Consider the following 18187-nt stretch of genomic DNA (forward strand, 5'->3'; position numbering starts at 1 on the left):
TTAGTTGCCCCCTCTATTAGGAGGCTGGGATTGTTGGCCCTTCTCTTTTCTCTGTAATTCCCTCTTAGCTGTAGTCTGAGGTCGAGTTTGATTAAACCAGCGGGGCAATCTGACTATACTATCTTTGAGATCCTGCCAGATTAAAGGAGCAAAAGGCTTGAAATAAGGTTGCCCAAAAGAACGCAAAGCAGCTAAATGAACTATTGTAATTAAGATTCCAAATTGAAGCCCAAACAGACCACTAGCCCCTCCTAGAATTAGAAAAACAAACCTGAGTATACGAGCCGTAATTGAAAAAGAAAAATCAGGAGTCGTAAAGGACGAAATAGCAGTTAAGGCTACAACTACTACCATCGGTGGTGAAGCCAATCCAGCTCCAATAGCTGCCTCTCCCAAAATTAACGCCCCTACAATACTGATCGCAGGACCAATAGCCTGCGGTAAACGAAGACCTGCCTCCCGTAAAATTTCAAAAATCACTTCCATTAACAGTGCTTCAACAGTTAATGGAAAAGGAATCCCATCTCTAGTAGAGGTTACTCTCATCAATAACTCAACAGGAATCAATTCAGGGTGATAATTAAGAATTGCTACATAAAACCCAGGCAACAATACCGAGATAAAATAAGCAAAATATCTCAATGCCCTAATCAAAGAACCAACAGGAAATATTTCATAATAATCATCAGGTGCCTGTAATAAAGCATGAAAATCGACCGGTAATAATAAGCAAAAAGGAGTCCCTTCAGTTAAAATTGCAACCTTCCCTTCTAACAGATAGGACACAACTATATCTGGTCGCTCTGTCCGCTTGACCAGCGGAAAAATAGTCATCTCATCCATAATACTTTCTTCTATATAACCTGATTCCAATACAGCATCAGTATCCATCTCTTCTAAACGTGACTTAACTTCTGTGATCAATTCTTCATTGACCAGACCTTTAATATAAGCTAAAGCTACTTTAGTTTTAGATAATGAACCTAGTTCATTATTTTCAATCCACAGATGCGGAACCCTTATTCTATGGCGCAAAAGAGCAACATTAGTACTCAATGTCTCCACAAAGCCATCTCTAGAGCCTCTCAGCGTAATTTCTGCTTCAGGCTCTTGAATATCTCGCGTCTCAAACTTTGTTGTATCACAGATAATTGCTTCCTTTAATCCTGTAACAACAATAATCGTACTACCTAATGCCAACTGCTTCAATATTTCTGCTATCTGATCTGTAAAGCTTAAATCCTTATTATTCAAAACTCTATCAATTAAATCAAGAGATAACGAACCCTCTACAGTCAACTGTTGGATCTCTAATAAATTTATTTGTAATTTTTCCAAGATCTCTTCAATTGCCTGCTCATCTGTTACTCCATCCATAAAAAAGATCGCACACTCTGTCTTTGTGACACCTATTTTAGTCTCTCTAATGCTCAAATCAAGACTAGAACCTAGCAATCCTTTAATATGATCAATATTTTTTTGAAAATCAGCTTCCATCTTCATCTGATTAACATACTCTTCTCTTTCACTTAAATCAAGATCCTCTAATTGATAAACTTCATCCTCTTGCTGTTTACCAATTAAGCTCTTAAGAAATTCGATTATCTCCATCACAAACACCTCATTTATAATCAAAATCACTACTAAGTATTATGATCATAAAATAGATAATTATACCTTTATTTGAATCTATTATTACTTATTCCAGATAAAAAAGTTGCCTCCAGCAACTCAGTTTAAGTCTAAGATTGAGTTTAAGTAAAACCAACAAATACAAGCTAGTAAAAATTATCTACAACCTCTAAAAAACATAATTTCCTTAATGATAAAAAAAGAACAGATCCATTAAGATCTGACCACCTTTACTTCCTGCTTTGACAAAAGTTAAATCAAATAAAAAATTCCTAACCTATAATAGTCAGGAATTTTTTGTTAACTATCACTATCCAATTGTCACTAATCTAATCACAAACTTTGACCCGTTAACCTCTTAATTTATTATTCATTCAGCCAGATATAATTCATTCGAAGCTTGTACATTATAGAAAGATACTATTGATTGATCTAATTTTTGACTTTCTTTGACCACTTCTTCAGAAACAAGGCTTCGTTCTTTCTCTATCACTTCTGAAAGCTTTAACTTTGATCTACTTATTTTTTCTTTCAATTCCTTAATATTAGACATTGCAGGCACCTCCCTATTATATCTTAACAGTCCAAAAAACAAGAACGTGATGAGTGAGTTTGATTGAAAATAAAAAAACCTAGAATAGTTAAATTCTAAGGTGGGTTCGCTACTAACTCCATATAGCTCAAGCGACCAGATACAAGCTATACTTCATCGTTTCTTTATGATATTAATCCTATATTCATTTTTAAATTATGGTATAAATTTACATCAATTGACATAATATATGTTATCTTAATTTCTGATTGATCTCATTATACATTCTTATCTAATAATTGTCAAATAAGAATAAAAATCCTAAAAAATTGTTCTTGTGATTAATTCAAATATGAGTAGTGTATGAGCAAAAGCAAAACCTTAGCCCTTATGTTTTTGACCTTACCCACACTTCTACACAAAACTGACACATAATTGTCTTACATCTTGTATTCAGCTACTAACTCCTGTAATTCTTGAGCCATTTTAGCTAACTCTTGTGATGAATTAGAAATCTCTACAGACATATTATTTACATCATCTGTTGCATTTGTTATTTCATCACTATCCTGGGCCAACTCATTAGTTGCACTAGCAGTCTGTTCTATCTGTTTTGATGTTTTTTGAACTGAACTCTTAATTTGATCAAATACATCCCCTGTATTTTCTACAATTTTTTGACCTTGCTTAGTCTTTTTTGCTACTTCTTTGATCTTTTTTATACCTGCTTGGGATTGTTGCTGTGTTCTTCTAACTAAATTAGCAATTTGACCCGTTGCTTCAGCAGTTTGACTTGCTAACTCCCTTATTTCTTCTGCTACCACAGCAAAGCCTTGTCCCCCTTCTGCACTAGACATAGAACTTGCTCTAGCTGCTTCAATTGCTGCATTCAAAGCTAATAGGTTGGTCTGTTCTGCAATATTATTAATCAAATCAATAATCTGGCTTATCTCTTGGGATGTATTATCTAAATCAGCAATTACCCCTACTGTCTCTTCAACCACCTGATTAATTTCTTCAATACTCTTTACTGTAGTCTCAATATTTTGACTACCTAACTCAGTCTGTGAAGTAGCTTCTTGAGAAAAACCTGCTACTTCTTCAGCACTAACTGAAATCTGTTGAATACCTGCTGAGATATTTTGAATTAAATCATTAGTAGTCTCTATAGTAGCATTCCCTTCTTCCGCTGAAGCCGATAATTCCTCACTATAAGCTGATAGATTTTCAACTGTATTGTTTATTTTAGAAATTACCCCTTGAAAATTATCAATGATTAAATTAAAAGTGGCAATTAACTCTCCTATTTCATCTCTAACAAAAAATGATAACCTTTTAGTAAAATCTCCTTCTTCTCCTTGAGAAATCAATGCAGTTAAAGGTTTAATAATCTGCTTAGACAATGTAATAAAATTAATCCAACATATAATTAAGCTGATAATTATCAAAAAGATATTCTTAAATATTAATTCACCATACTCTAATTGCAAATCGAGGCTAAAGACTATAAGATTAAATAGACTGAATAACGATAATATTCCAACAGTCGTAACAATAATATTAATCCCTAGTTTAGTCTTTAGTGATAAAAACTTATTTTCATTAGATAAAGGAATTTCTGCAGCATATTCTTGAAATTGATAAATTATCGAATTGAAAAAAGGTAAGTTGAATAATAAAATAAGAGTCAACCCCAATAATAAACCATATGTATATTCCATTCTGGTTAAAAAATCTACCATTAACATTCCTGTATTTGGCCCTACAATACAGTAAATAATAATATTAATCAGATAAAATTTAGGGAAAAAGGATGTTATCTTTTGAACCTCCTCTAAGCCTTCCTGTTCTTGATTATATTCTTCTATCTTTTTTAAATATTTATCAGTCTTGAAAAAAACAAAAGAAATATATCCAATTGCAAATATCCCTTGTGCAGGAACTGAGGCTAAAGTAATCAGCTCATCAATACTGATTATTTCAAAAAACCACATAATAAAATTCCAGACTAAGGGAGGAAATAAAAACCCTAGTGCTAATAAAAATAATATTTTACTTCTCCGTTTATTCATCTTAAATTCTCCTCTCAGTTTTATAACTTTAATATTGGAAATAGTATGAGGCCATTATGATTTTTCGACATAACCAGACTACATTCCTCCCTATTGATGACTATTATTATTAATTTTACCTTATTTTTCTCTAAGGGCTACACTTAAAATAACCATTGCTGTCCTCTTAATCTGAGGTTCAATGGTAATATTTTTATATTATGTTGATTAAATCTTAATAATCTAAAATTATAATATTTATTAATTAAAATGTAAAACTTTGCAGGATATTAGTCCCAATATATCAAATTAAAACTATAAGGTCTATTTACATAAGAATTAAAGTTAAATAATATTGGAGGGCTAATGATGGTTTTAACCAAGGTGAGCAATTTAGAAGAAGGGAATGTTTTATCAAAAAGTATCTACTCTTCTGATGGAAAGATATTATTAAGAGAAGGGGTCAAATTGAGCAGAAATACTATCAATAAATTGAAGAACTATGGAATTACACATGTTTATATAAAGAATGAATTACTTAAAAAAATCAAGAAAAAGACTTTAGTAAAAGAAAGTATAAAAAAATTAGCAGTATCTACCGTTAAAAAGTATATGACTATTTTTGATCCGCCAGATACTCTAGATAATAATACTAAAGGTCAAGAAGAATTGTTAAATAAAGAAGAGTTGATTAATATAATTGATGAAATTATAAATGATATTTGTAATTGTGAAGATTTATTTGTTAATTTACGAGATATTAGAAGATTAAATGATGAATTATTTTTTCATTCAACTAATGTAGCAATCCTATCAGTTATATTTGGTAAAATTTTAAACTATAATGCTCAAGAGCTGAAATCATTAGGTATGGGAGCCTTATTACATGATATTGGTAAATTAAAGATTCCTTCTAAAATATTAAATAAACCAGGCAAGCTGACTGATAAAGAATTTGAACAAGTTAAAAAACATTCTTTGTATAGCTATCAAACTTTAAAGTCATGTACTAAAATATCTGAAGTTTCTGCCACTATAGCCTATCAGCATCACGAAAAATGTGATGGCTCTGGTTATCCTTTAGGATTAACCAAAGATAAGATCCATCCTTTTTCTAGAATAGTAACTATAGCAGATATCTTTGATGCTTTACAAAATAATAGAAGTTATCGGTCCGGTTTAAAAAATGAGGAAGTAATCAAACACTTAATCTCTATGACAAAAGATAATAAGCTGGATAGTACTATTCTCAAAAAAATCTTACACTATCTAGTTCCATTTCCTATTGGTAGCAGGGTACGACTGTATAATCATAAAGTTAACAGCTTATTAGAAGGAGCGGTAATAGAACTTAATAATGACATTTCAAAGCCATTAGTTCAGATTTTAAAGGTCAATAATAGAAAAGTTCATAAACCCTTGACAGTTAATTTGGAAGAAGAATTGACTGATTATCAGATTGAAGAAGTTATTTAACTTTATAACTAATCACTATAACGCTAAAAAAAAGCCTCTTGGTGATTAAAAACAAGAGGCTTTTTTATTTCTAATGTTGACTTTTATTAGATTTTTATCTCATCTTTCATATTTTTAAATCTAACCTCTCCTATTCCCGAAATATTTTTAATCTCTTCAATACTGTTAAATCCACTGCGAGTTTGCCGATAATCAATAATATTCTCTGCTATCGCCGGGCCAACTCCAGTTATTTCCTGCAATTTTTCATAATCAGCTGTATTGATACTTATTTTATCAGTCATCTTTTCTTCCTTTTGATCTGGTTGATAAGGATTATCCTCAATCCAGTAATCAACACCGTCTGTAGAGATAACTACATCGCCCTGATAGTCATTTCTGTAAATATCTACTTCTGCCCCAGCTAATCTATCAATAACCTCATCGGCAGGATGACCATAACTATTATCTATACCAGATTGAATCACTGCTACCTCTGGATTGACAGCAGCTAAAAAATCTTGATTCGTCGAAGTAGCAGAACCATGATGGCCTACCTTAAGGATTTGATTTTCAAGATCGTCCATTCTAGTTAAAACCTCTTCTTCTCCAGCTGCTTCAAGATCCCCAGTAAAGAGAAATCCGACATCATTATACCTTAATTGCCCTACAATAGATTCATCATTCAAATTATCGGTTAACGGCTCAGCAGGATGAATTATTTCAAAATCTAGCCCCTCTGCTAATCCTACACTCATCCCTGCTCGCCCTACAATAAATTCTATCTCTTCCTCATAAATGGCAGTTAGATAATCAGCAAAGGTAATTGTAGTATGCTCCACCCCTGGATCAATAACCTTCTTAACATCAAAGGTCTCAAAAACTTCAATCAACCCTCCAATATGATCAGCATGAGCATGAGTACCTACCGCTAGATGAATCTTTTCTATATCTAAATCTTTCAAATACTCTACAACCTGTGAACCTGCTGACCTTGTACCAGCATCAATCAACATCTTATGTCTGTCATCACCTTCAATCGCCTTAACCAAGATTGCATCGCCTTGCCCAACATCAATAAAGTGGGTTCTAATTTCTCCGTTAAACTCTTGCTCAGCTTCAACATGATCATCTTCAAACTCAATATCATCTTGTTGAGCAAATACCTCTTTTTCATTATTACAAGCAGAAATAAAACTGACTAGAGCAATAATTGCAATTAATAAAACTATTTTTTTGTTTTTCATCTTTTATCTCCTTACTAAAATAGATTGTATTTCATTTCATTCTACATCATTGGCTAACTAATGTAAAATCATGCCCGTCAATTTAATGCATGATTTTACAACAATATTGAACTGAATGGTATAAAAACTCTTATGACCTATACCCTGGTCGTAAATTAATTATTCTGACTGAAGAGAGAAAAAGAGGAAGTAAATACGGACCAACAGTTATTAATGCCTGTTAATTCAGCTTTCTTTGCTAAGCATAAAGTATATCAAATCGCAGAAGATAGAGAATATATCTTCGATCTTGCTTATGAAAATAATATCACAAGATGGATTACAAATGATTACAGTTAATCAGTAATTTTAATAAAAAACCTCCCAGTATAATATTATACTGGGAGGTTTTCTATATCCAGAGTAGTTTTAATTCTCATCTAACTAGACAATTAAACTATCTTCTTAATCTTTAACTTTATTCAGAAAATAATCTAGCCGCCATATTATTTAATTTTTCTGCCATTCCACTAAGTTCTTCAACACTAACAGTAATTTCTTCCATAGCCGCACTCTGTTCTTGAAAATGACCATCATTAGTTTGAATCGCTTCAACAATTCCTCCCACTCTATTATCTATATGTTCAAGGTAGTCAGTAATTTCCTTAACCGATTTTTCACTACGATTAGCCAGTTTTTGAATTTCTTCAGCAACAACCTTAAAACCTTGACCTGATTTTCCAGCTCTAGTTGCTTCTATAGAAGCATTAAGACCTAATAAGTTTGTTTTTCGACTTATATCTTTAATGATTTTTAAGATCTCATCAATATTTGTTAATAAATTTTTAGCCTTATCTGCCTCTTCAACCATCTTTGAAAAATCATCAGCTAAATCTTCTGTATTAACAGTAACCTGCTGAGTACTCGCACTAGTCTGCTGCATAGCACTAGCCAATTCATTAGAAATTCGTTGCAACTTCTCTTCCATCTCTGCTTTCTCAGTTACATCAATAGCATAGCCAAAACCACCAATCACATTACCATCATCATCATGGATTGGAGCTCCTGTAGCCATAAATGGTATCCCATAAACTTCTTTTGGAACAAAGGTCTGTATTGTTCTATTCTCCTTCATTGCGGACGAAATAGCATCATCACCAATTGGCATCCCCACCTCTATACCTACATCAATCCTTTCTCCAGAACAATAAGCAATAAATTTCTCAGTATCAGTTACTCCTACTGCACAATCTTCAACCATTGCTGCTGCTAAAAATGGTGTCACATCCACAAAAGACCTTAATCTGTTATGCATTATCTAAATCCTCCTTGATTTACAAAAACCACTTTACTAAATACTCCTCCACTATGTACAAATTAATTATAACAAAAAATTCTATTTTTTTCTACATAAAAAGACTTTTTGTATTGTTTGAAATATTAAGAATAATTGATTCCTAGCTATAAAATATAAAAAAGCCAGATCTAGTTAAGACCTGACTAAAAGAAAAACCATTATAATTAACTAAAATGGATAGCTGAACTTAACCTCTACCATCCTTTGAGGAATTCTGCCTCCAGAACCAAACAACTCCCCCTCATCCCCAATAAAGAATCCACCATTGATCTCAAAATCAAGGTTACTAGCAACTTGATTACTATAGCCCGGGGCCAACATCAAACTTCCATCATCCAAACTATAAGTAGTATTCAATTGCAGGCTAGAAAAATCATCCAGTTCATAATTGATCATCCCTACCAATAATCTATTTCTTTCCTCTGTTTCTAAATCTATTCCACCTAAGAGACTATTAATTATCATCGCTCCATCATCTAAATACTCAAACTGAAAAAAGAGTTGATTGACATCTCTTAGCTGCCAGCTATAATCACCACCTATTAGATAGACTTGATCGTCACTATCAGGATAATAAGAAACTGCTCCATAGATCCCCTCTCCCATCAATTCCTACAACTGTAACTGACAATTCATCTAGACCATTATTGAGATTAGCAAGAAATCTAACCTGTGATGTATAAGCTTTCAGATCTGGAATCTGAGCTAAGTCATCTTTTAACTGTTCATCGACTGTTATTAAATTATCTAAAGGTAACTCATCTCTTTCCTCCCAATAGTCTTGATTAACCACTTGTAGATGTCCACTCTCAAAATCAATTACATTTTAAAATAGATCGACTCCCCTTAAAGCAGCCACCTCAACCTTACCTTGCTGATAGATCTTTTCTACCCCTTTCAATTCTAATAAAGCCATTTTTCTACCTCCTCTTAGTCACTCTTAATTCCATGTTTAATTAAACTTAAAAGCTTATCAACAAAGACCATCATTTCATTCTCTTCTAAATTTAAAATATCCTCTTCACTATCAAGCTGTAACCTCTTTACAAAATAATCTTCTAAAACCGACATATTTAACTTAGTAATTAAGTATGCTGTAAACTCAAGATCAATCTCTGAATCAATCTCCCCTTTATTAACCCCATCTTTTAACAACTGAATAAAAAATTGTTCACTTCTATCTTTACTCCTATTCATAATCTCTTTTTTGAGCTGATTATCCAGATTAATAATCCGAAAAGCAATTAACTGCAAACGTGGATTATCCTTACCAAAACGAAAACCAGCTAGATAGATCTCTCTTAATAATTCAAAGAAGTCCAAACTCTCCTTCTCACTCATAATATGCGATAAATAAACCATCTTCTTCTCTGTTATTAACTCAATAATATATTTAAAGAGATCCTTCTTCCCCGTAAAGTACTGATAGAAACTCCCCTTAGCAATCTCGGCCTCTTCAACAATCCGATTAATACTCGTCTTATGATAAGAAAATCTTGAAAATTCTTTAATAGCAGCATCTAATACTCGTTCTTGTTTATCTTGTGGTAGATTAAAAAAAGTATCACTAGGCATAAACTTTCCCCTTTCTCTAAAATTATTGATATGACTCTTAGGTCATGTGACTTCATAGTCATATCGTACTAAAAAAACTTTTCCTTGTCAACCCTTATTTAAAGTTTTAATAAGGGACATCTTAAAAGTATATCCTTGACAACTTATAGGAGAATATATTATAATCTACATACACCCCTATACGTGGGGGCTATCTTTGCAGTGAAATCTAATTACAATTCAGTTTAAGTTTGAGTAAATCGTTTTTATTACGAAGGGTTTTTATAAACCCGGAGGTAAGTCTAAGTAAGAGCTAAGCCCTTATGTTTCTAGTGGTTGACTTAAACTTAACCTTAGCCTTAAACTTAAGCTTAATATCAATAAAAGTAAGATGCTTAGAAAATTATGTATCAACTATTCCTTGACAGTGTTGACTGTTTTTACAACTATTCACTATTCATTATTAACTATTAATTACTCTTACGAGGGGGGATTAAATTGCACTTCACTAAAATCAACTCAGAAGAATTTGAAAAAGAAGTCTTAACTTCTAAAAGTCCAGTCTTATTAGAATTCTCTTATGATTACTGTTTAGCTTGCCAAGAAGTTAAGAAGTTTATTATAAATAATCTTGACCTTAAAGATCTAAAGTTAGTGGAAATTGATATTTCGAAGAATCAGAGCTTGGCCCGAAATTATAATGTTGATAAGTCTCCAACACTATTATTATTTAACAATGGAAGAGTCATAGCACGACATATTGGTTATCTTAAAAGAAATGAATTAAATACTTTATTAAATAATTTACCTTACTGGACTAAAGTAGGAAATAAAATAAAGCAAGGAGGAAAGCTAATGTTTAATTTTTTATTCGGGAGGAATAAAGTAGAAAATATTTCAGCTACAGAAGTTGCTCAAAAATTAAATCAAACAAAACCGCAGATTATAGATGTGAGAACAAAAAGAGAGTATCAAGAGGGGCATATTCCAAACTCTATAAATATCCCTGTTACAAAGATAACAGATAATTTAGATAAATTGGCTAAAGAAGAAGAGATAATTACTGTCTGTGCTTCAGGAAGGAGAAGTAAAAAAGCAGCAAAGAAGCTTGTTACAGCTGATTATAATAAAGTTAAGAATATGTCTGGAGGAATGAATGCCTGGCAAGGAGATATTATAAAAAACAATTAAAAGAATGGCTTAAATTTAAGCCATTCTTTACTAATCTTTTATTATTCTTTTATTTTTTCAAATTACCAACCGCTCATCATTCCACTACCTCTATTTCCTCTATCCCTTCTATTACTAGAAGTATTACCATTAGTTCCATGACAATCAAAATCAGTACTATTCATTTTTTCTAACTGTTCAGCAGATAAAACATCTCTTTTAGCTAACTGATACTCATCTTGTAAGCTTCTTAGCTCTTCATTTAAAATACTGATCTCGTTCTGTAATCGGGCCAACTCATCTTGACTGGCATCTGCTTGGGAATATAAATATCTTAAATCATCTCTTTTTCTCCGTAGTTGATCCTTTAATTCCCTTGTTTGTTGGTAATACTCATCTTCTAAAGCTCTCATCTCTTCTAACTGCTCATCTGATAAGTCTAGATTATAATTACTATACTCACCCTGAGACATCATATGTCCCCTTGTTCCTGCTCTACCATACCCAAAAACCACAGATGACATTCCTAGAACTAATAATCCAACCAAGACCAAACTAATAATTCGCTTCATAATTTATCTCCTCCTTTAATTTTTATCTTACACTTATATTATAAGGAGTAGATATTAAGAAGCTATTAAGAAACTAATAAGATTTCTTTAAAATATTACATTAAAGGAGCAAAGACACGTAATACTGAACGCCCTAGCTCTTTATACCATGCGGTATCTTCAAGCTCTTTTATAGTAATCTTGCTACAAAACTTTAAGGTATTAAAAAAATCATCTTTCATTTCAATAATACTACTACAATCATACATCCAAACCCCACATTCAAAGTGTAAATATAAACTCCTATAATCCATATTTATCGTACTGACAACACCATACTCATCATCTACTACACAGCTTTTAGCATGAACAAATCCCGGTCTATATTCATAGATTTTGACTCCATTTTCAATGAGAATTCTATAATAAGACCTAGTAACTGCATGAACATACCACTTATCTGCACAATGAGGAGTAATAATACGAACATCAACTCCCCCTTTAGCTGCCGCTGATAAAGCAGTTGCCATTTCATTATCAATAATCAAATAAGGAGTCATAATATAAACATAATCTTGAGCCTTATTAATCAAGTTAAGATAAACTATCTGCCCAACAGTCTCACCATCTAATGGATTATCTGCAAATGGTTGAATATACCCAGTACCATCTTTTGAATTATCAGCTACCAAATTATAATTAGGCTTAAATTCTTGTAAATCCTCCTTAATCCCTCTAAGGTAATCCCACATAGATAAAAACATCACAGTCATACTCCATACAGCTTCCCCTTTGAGCATAATAGCAGAATCTTTCCAATGACCATATTTTTCAAAGCTATTTATATATTCATCTGCTAGATTAATACCACCTGTAAATCCTGTATGACCATCAATTACTATAATTTTACGATGGTCCCGATTATTAAGAACAGGGGACAACACAGGAACTAAAGGGTTAAAAACAGAACACTTAATCCCCTTCATTTCAAGCTGTTCATTATATTTATAAGGTAAAGTAAATAAACAACCTACATCATCGTAGATAACACGAACATCGACACCCTCTGCTGCCTTTTCTACTAATATATCAAGTATGCTATTCCACATCTCGCCTTCCTCAATAATAAAATACTCCAAAAAAATATAATCTTCTGCTTTTTTTAATTCTTCCTTTAACTGTTCAAATTTCATTTCTCCAATTGGAAAATAATCAGTTGTTGTATTACAATCAGGGGGAGAATAGGCATAGTCTTGAATATATCTTGACTGGTTAGCAGCAACTTTACTTTGATTTTCTATCTCTTCTAAAATATCTTCTTTAGGTTGTAATACATCACTCATCTTATCCCCTATTAATGTCATTTTATGCTTAGCTCGCTTATGCAACTTTTTCCCAGCAAAGAAGATATAAAACAAACCTCCAAAAACAGGAAATAACAAGATAGGTATAATCCAGGCCACTTTATAAATTGGATTCATATAATTGTTTATAATACCTAATACTGCAACTATACTGATAAGTATACTTCCCCCATAGAAAAAAACAAAATACTCATTAAATTTTAAAATTACCCTTATCAAAACTATCAACTGCACTAATATAGCAACAGCTAAGAAAGTAATCCTATGGAATAAAAATTTCTTGATAAAGTTCATTTTCTTGACTTATCCTCTAATAACTTAATTTCATCAATTAGTTTGATAGTCACTTAGATTCTCCTCCTTTAACTTTTTTCTACTTCAGATAAGGGTTTATGTACTCTTTCTTCCTTCTATAATAATATATTCATTTCCTTTATGTAAATAAATTTCAACTCAAGGCCTTTATTAATATTATGATGTAAATTCTATATTAATTATCATAAATCAAATTTAAGATTTTTGACCTAATAACTTCAAAACAAAAGAAAGGATCAGACCTTAAATAGATCTGATCTTTTCTTTTATCTTCAATTTTATCTATTCCATAACCGTTTTGCAAGAGTTAAATATTATAAAGCTCCTCCGGTTTTAACAACTCTCTATCATGCTCTTTAAGAACATCAACAGTCTCTTCCAAATCTTCCGTTCTAATCACTACCAATGCCCGCTCTCCCATAGAAAAAGCATACATATACTCAATACTGATCCCTTCATTAGCTAAAATTCTTAATGATTTTGCTAAGGTACCTGCCTCATTAGGAGTAGATAGACAAATTACATCAGTTAAACTGACTGAAAAATTCTTCTCCTTTAATACTTCAAGACCTTTTTCAGAATCAGAAACAACCATTCTTATAATCCCAAATTCAGAAGTCTCAGCGATACTCAAGGCTGCTAGATTAACTCCTGCATTACCTAACGCTTCTGTGATTTCTGTCAATCGGCCACACCTATTCTCTAAAAAGACCGACAACTGTTTAATAAACATCTTAAAACCTCCTTTTTTATAGATCAACAACTCCAAAATAACATTTTATTTTTCGATCTCTACTAATTGCAAATTACTCATTACTGGCCCTACGAGTTGTTTGAACTCTTCGTGATGGAAAAATCCTTAATAGGATCTTTCCTATCTAGAGATCCCTTTTATCAATAACTCTTTGTGATTTACCAGCTGTTCGTTCAAGAGTCTTAGGCTCTACTAATCGCACTTTGGCACTTATTCTCAATGTACTTTCTAGATTCCCTTTAATTCTTTTAGTTAACTGCTCTAACTTTTTAATCTCATCAGAGAAGAATTCATCTGCTACCTCTACTTGAACCTCCAATACATCAAGGTTATTTACTCGATCAACAATCAGTTGATAATGAGGTTTCGTTTCGCTCATCTCAAGCAAGACACTCTCTATCTGGGACGGGAAGACATTAACTCCTCTGATGATTAACATATCATCACTACGCCCTAAACACTTCTGCATTCTGACAGTCGTTCGACCACATTCACATTCTTCATAATTTAAAGTTGTCAAATCTTTCGTTCGATATCTGATTATCGGTAATCCCTCTTTAGTAACAGTAGTAAAGACCAACTCTCCCTTTTCACCTGGCTTAACAACTTCCTTAGTTTTAGGATTAATTATCTCAGGGATGAAATGATCTTCATTAATATGTAAGCCAGCCTGTGCTTCACACTCACTAGAGACTCCCGGGCCAATAATCTCACTCAACCCATAAATATCTATTGCTCTAACTCCTAACTTCTCCTCAATATCAGATCGCATCTCATCAGTCCACGGCTCAGCACCCAAGATTGCTACCTTCAAATCAAGCTCATCTTTATCAACCCCTAGCTCCTCCATTGCTTCAGCAAGATAAAGTGCATAAGAAGGGGTACAAGCAATTGCTGTACTACCAAAATCCTGCATCACTTGGATCTGCTTTTTAGTATTACCTCCTGAAATTGGAATCACTGTAGCTCCTACTCGCTCACTACCATAATGTAATCCGAGACCTCCAGTAAAAAGTCCATAACCATAAGCTACCTGAATTACATCATCTCTTCCTACACCAGCACACTGAAGAGTTCTAGCTACTACTTCCGACCAAGTAGCAATATCATTACGAGTATAACCTACTACAGTCGGCTTACCTGTAGTCCCTGAAGAAGCATGAACCCTGACTATTTGATCCATTGGAACAGTAAATAAGCCATAAGGATAATTATCCCTTAAATCCTCCTTAGTAGTGAATGGTAACTTCTTCAAATCATCAATACTCTTAATATCCTCAGGTACAATATTTGCCTCCTGTAACTTCTCTCTGTAAAAAGGAACATTATGATACACCCGCTTTACAGTTTCAGCAAGCTTCTTTCCTTGCCACTCTCTCAATTCTTCACGCGACATAGTTTCAAACTTTTGATTCCAGATCATTAATTTAAACTCCTCCCTGTATCATTATTATCTATCTACTTCAATCTATACCTCACTATTAAACCCTAACTCAAAGGCTGTAATATTAACCTCTTGGAACTTTTCTGGAACAATCTCCTTAATCGCAGTCAACCATTCTTCCTTCTCAATCTCAGTATTTTTAGCCAACACACCCATTAATGCTATATTAGCCGCCTTCATGTTACCAGCTTCTTTAGCCAATCCTAGAGCATCCTCTGTAATGATTTCTAAATCTAACTGACTTAATTGCTCCTTTAATTCTGCTGGATACTCCTGTTGACCGATGATTACAGACATAGGATCAATCTTTTGCGTATTCGTGATCAACTTTCCACCTGGCTTAAGATAGGAGATATATCTAGCTCCCTCCAACATTTCAAGGGCCAACACCACATCAGCACTACCCTCTTCAATCAAAGGAGAGTTTACCTCTTCAGCAAATCTAACATGTGTAATTACGCTACCACCCCTTTGAGCCATTCCATGTACTTCCGACATTTTTACATCTAGACCCTTATTTTGGGCCAACCTTCCTAATACCTTCGAAGCAAGTAATGCTCCTTGACCGCCTACTGCTGCAATAATTATATCCATTTAGTTAGCTCCTTTCTTAATGGCATCAAAGTTACACATCTCAGTACAAAGCTCACACCCTACACAAAGCGTTTCATTAATTTTAACAGTCTCACCAGTAAATGAAATCGCAGGACAACCTATATCAAGACACTTCTTACAGCCTGTACATAAATCTCCCTCTATATTTAATGGATCATTAATAACATCAGCTCTCTTATGTAGTACACAAGGCTTTTTAGTGATTATTAAGGAAGGTTCTTCAGTTGCAGTCTCTTCCTTAACTATCCTTTCTACTTCATCTATCTCATAAGCATCAATCGTTCTCACCCGCTCAATACCAATTGATTTCCCTAATTTTTCAAAACTAATATTAGGTGCCTTTCCACCTTTAACATTATAACCCGTAGATGGATTCTCTTGATGACCGGTCATAGCAGTAGTTGAGTTATCAAGTATAATTACAGTCGTGTTTCCTTGATTATAAACTAGATCTATCAAACCATTAACTCCTGTATGCCAGAAGGTAGAATCCCCGATTACTGCTACCGACTTTTTAGCAAACTCCTTACCTCTAGCCTTTTCAAAACCAAAGGCCATCCCTACACTAGCTCCCATACAGATACAAGTATCCATAGCTTGTAATGGAGGGAAAGCTCCCAATGTATAACAACCTATATCACCAGAAACATGAAGCTTTAACTTCTTTAAAATATAAAAGACTCCTCGATGATGACACCCTGGACATAAAACAGCAGGTCTAATAGGAAACTCCTGCTCAAGCTCTAATTTTTCTTTCGTATTCCCCAAAACTGCCTCTCTTATAATTGCAGGATTTAACTCCCCAATAGTAGGTAGTACATCCTTTCCTATAACTTCAAGCCCCCATGATTTAATCTGCTCTTCAAAGATCGGCTCTAGCTCCTCAATTACATAAACTGTCTCACATTGATTAACAAAATCTTCAATCATTTTCTGTGGTAATGGATAAGACAGACCTAGCTTTAAGAAAGAAGCATCTTCAAAAACTTCCTTAGAGTGGTGATAAGCAACTCCACTAGTAATAATCCCTACATCCTTCTTATCATATTCAACCTGATTAAGTTCACTATCTTCAGCAAATTCCTTTAACTTAGCCAACCTTTCTTCAGCCACAACTCTTCTCTTCTTAGCCACTGCTGGTGCTACAATATATTTATTAGGATTTTGATCATACTCTTTTAATTCAAAATCAATCCTATCTTCTAATTCAACCAGACCCCGCGAATGTGAGATCCGAGTATTGATCCGAACAATTACTGGCGTATCAAAATCTTCACTCAGCTTAAAAGCCTTCTTTACAAAGTCCTTACACTCTTGACTATCAGCAGGCTCTAAAACCGGAATCTTACCAAACCTTCCATAATACCTTGTATCCTGCTCATTTTGCGAGCTATGCTGACTAGGATCATCAGCCACTGCTATTACCAAACCAGCATTAACCCCTGGATAAGAAACTGACATTAGTGGGTCTGCTGCCACATTTAAACCTACATGCTTCATTGAAACCAAGGTTCTAGCCCCTGCAATAGAAGAACCAATCCCTACTTCCAAGGCTACCTTTTCATTAACCGACCATTCAGTATCTATTTCTTCATATCTTGCTACATTCTCAGTTATCTCTGTACTCGGCGTGCCAGGATAGGCAGTAGCTACAGTTGCTCCTGCTTCATAAGCACCCCTAGCAATTGCTTCATTTCCAAGCATAAGTTTTCTCATCTTCTCTACTCCTCCTCTTTTAATCTAGAGCTTATAAACTTCTCTACTATTATAATATAATTCCAACTTTAAACGACTTAACTAAATTCAATAACTCACTTTTGATTATTTTCAACTGCACTAAAACTTTCTAACTATACACCTCCTCAAGTATCTATATAAGCTTTAAACTACCTATTTCTGGTAGTTTTATAATGATCTATTCCTCTTTAACTATAACTTCGATAATTGTATAAATATTTCCTTCTAATTTTACAAAAATTCTGATTAATTTATCTTTCTTGTACATTAAAGAGAATCCTTCAGTAGCAAAATCCAATCTATCATGCTCCATTACTTCCTTAGCTATTCTAAATTTTAGCTAAAATACTAACTTGACATCCTCCCCGCCCGTTCGCAAAGCTCACGAACGGGGATTCCTAGAAGGAACTTGCGAGGTTGTCTGCTGATT

The 18187-nt window shown here is 33.5% G+C and carries 17 protein-coding genes and 1 riboswitch; of the genes, 2 read left to right on the top strand and 15 right to left on the bottom strand.

The features are described from left to right. The 3 genes from MWH28_RS11015 to MWH28_RS11025 form a co-directional block, all read right to left on the bottom strand. Positions 1-1611, bottom strand: a complete 1611-nt coding sequence (locus MWH28_RS11015) for a spore germination protein (RefSeq protein ID WP_248619432.1) — start codon at positions 1609-1611, stop codon at positions 1-3. Between the two features lie 391 nt (positions 1612-2002). Beyond that, complete coding sequence (locus MWH28_RS11020; RefSeq protein ID WP_248619433.1) at positions 2003-2185, bottom strand: Spo0E family sporulation regulatory protein-aspartic acid phosphatase; 183 nt, start codon at positions 2183-2185, stop codon at positions 2003-2005. 90 nt (positions 2186-2275) lie between these two features. Then, positions 2276-2358: riboswitch (cyclic di-GMP riboswitch) on the bottom strand. Between the two features lie 246 nt (positions 2359-2604). Continuing rightward, entirely contained in the window at positions 2605-4236 is a 1632-nt protein-coding gene (locus MWH28_RS11025) for a methyl-accepting chemotaxis protein (RefSeq protein WP_248619434.1), read from the bottom strand. 348 nt (positions 4237-4584) lie between these two features. Between MWH28_RS11025 and MWH28_RS11030 the strand changes: the two genes are divergently transcribed. After that, positions 4585-5691, top strand: a complete 1107-nt coding sequence (locus MWH28_RS11030; RefSeq protein WP_248619435.1) for an HD-GYP domain-containing protein — start codon at positions 4585-4587, stop codon at positions 5689-5691. Positions 5692-5777: 86 nt separating this feature from the next. Here the strand turns inward: MWH28_RS11030 and MWH28_RS11035 are convergent, their stop codons facing one another. The 5 genes from MWH28_RS11035 to MWH28_RS11055 all read right to left on the bottom strand — a co-directional run bounded on the left by MWH28_RS11035 (position 5778) and on the right by MWH28_RS11055 (position 9828). After that, on the bottom strand, positions 5778-6917 hold the full coding sequence (locus tag MWH28_RS11035) for an MBL fold metallo-hydrolase (protein WP_248619436.1): 1140 nt from the start codon (positions 6915-6917) through the stop codon (positions 5778-5780). A gap of 457 nt (positions 6918-7374) precedes the next feature. Then, a complete protein-coding gene (locus MWH28_RS11040; protein WP_248619437.1) occupies positions 7375-8211 on the bottom strand; it encodes a methyl-accepting chemotaxis protein in 837 nt (278 codons plus the stop codon). A 210-nt stretch (positions 8212-8421) separates the two neighbouring features. Next, positions 8422-8859 (bottom strand): hypothetical protein, encoded by a 438-nt coding sequence (locus tag MWH28_RS11045; protein WP_248619438.1) that lies wholly within the window; start codon positions 8857-8859, stop codon positions 8422-8424. Next, the gene (locus MWH28_RS11050) at positions 8819-9046 is read right to left on the bottom strand and encodes a hypothetical protein (RefSeq protein WP_248619439.1); all 228 of its coding nucleotides are present in this window, start codon (positions 9044-9046) and stop codon (positions 8819-8821) included. The genes MWH28_RS11045 and MWH28_RS11050 overlap by 41 nt, the downstream gene beginning before the upstream one ends. Positions 9047-9183: 137 nt before the next feature. After that, positions 9184-9828, bottom strand: coding sequence for a TetR/AcrR family transcriptional regulator (locus tag MWH28_RS11055; RefSeq protein WP_248619440.1), 645 nt, complete (start codon positions 9826-9828; stop codon positions 9184-9186). Positions 9829-10305: 477 nt separating this feature from the next. On the opposite strand from MWH28_RS11055, the gene MWH28_RS11060 reads away from it, so the two are divergent. After that, a complete protein-coding gene (locus MWH28_RS11060; RefSeq protein ID WP_248619441.1) occupies positions 10306-10998 on the top strand; it encodes a rhodanese-like domain-containing protein in 693 nt (230 codons plus the stop codon). 62 nt (positions 10999-11060) lie between these two features. Here MWH28_RS11060 and MWH28_RS11065 read toward each other — a convergent pair whose 3' ends face one another. The 7 genes from MWH28_RS11065 to MWH28_RS12920 form a co-directional block, all read right to left on the bottom strand. Next, complete coding sequence (locus MWH28_RS11065; protein WP_248619442.1) at positions 11061-11549, bottom strand: Spy/CpxP family protein refolding chaperone; 489 nt, start codon at positions 11547-11549, stop codon at positions 11061-11063. 95 nt (positions 11550-11644) lie between these two features. Beyond that, positions 11645-13186 (bottom strand): cardiolipin synthase, encoded by a 1542-nt coding sequence (cls, locus tag MWH28_RS11070; RefSeq protein WP_282580213.1) that lies wholly within the window; start codon positions 13184-13186, stop codon positions 11645-11647. 328 nt (positions 13187-13514) lie between these two features. Next, on the bottom strand, positions 13515-13940 hold the full coding sequence (locus MWH28_RS11075; protein ID WP_248619443.1) for an ACT domain-containing protein: 426 nt from the start codon (positions 13938-13940) through the stop codon (positions 13515-13517). A 145-nt stretch (positions 13941-14085) separates the two neighbouring features. Then, positions 14086-15384, bottom strand: a complete 1299-nt coding sequence (locus tag MWH28_RS11080) for a phenylacetate--CoA ligase family protein (RefSeq protein WP_248619444.1) — start codon at positions 15382-15384, stop codon at positions 14086-14088. 45 nt (positions 15385-15429) lie between these two features. Beyond that, positions 15430-15999, bottom strand: coding sequence for an indolepyruvate oxidoreductase subunit beta (locus tag MWH28_RS11085; protein WP_248619445.1), 570 nt, complete (start codon positions 15997-15999; stop codon positions 15430-15432). Continuing rightward, the gene (gene iorA / locus MWH28_RS11090) at positions 16000-17736 is read right to left on the bottom strand and encodes an indolepyruvate ferredoxin oxidoreductase subunit alpha (protein WP_248619446.1); all 1737 of its coding nucleotides are present in this window, start codon (positions 17734-17736) and stop codon (positions 16000-16002) included. It lies immediately after the preceding gene. 199 nt (positions 17737-17935) lie between these two features. Continuing rightward, positions 17936-18070, bottom strand: a complete 135-nt coding sequence (locus MWH28_RS12920) for a hypothetical protein (RefSeq protein WP_282580214.1) — start codon at positions 18068-18070, stop codon at positions 17936-17938. Positions 18071-18187 lie beyond the last annotated feature (117 nt).

This window comes from Natroniella sulfidigena, from assembly GCF_023223645.1.
Classification (GTDB): domain Bacteria; phylum Bacillota; class Halanaerobiia; order Halobacteroidales; family Halobacteroidaceae; genus Natroniella; species Natroniella sulfidigena.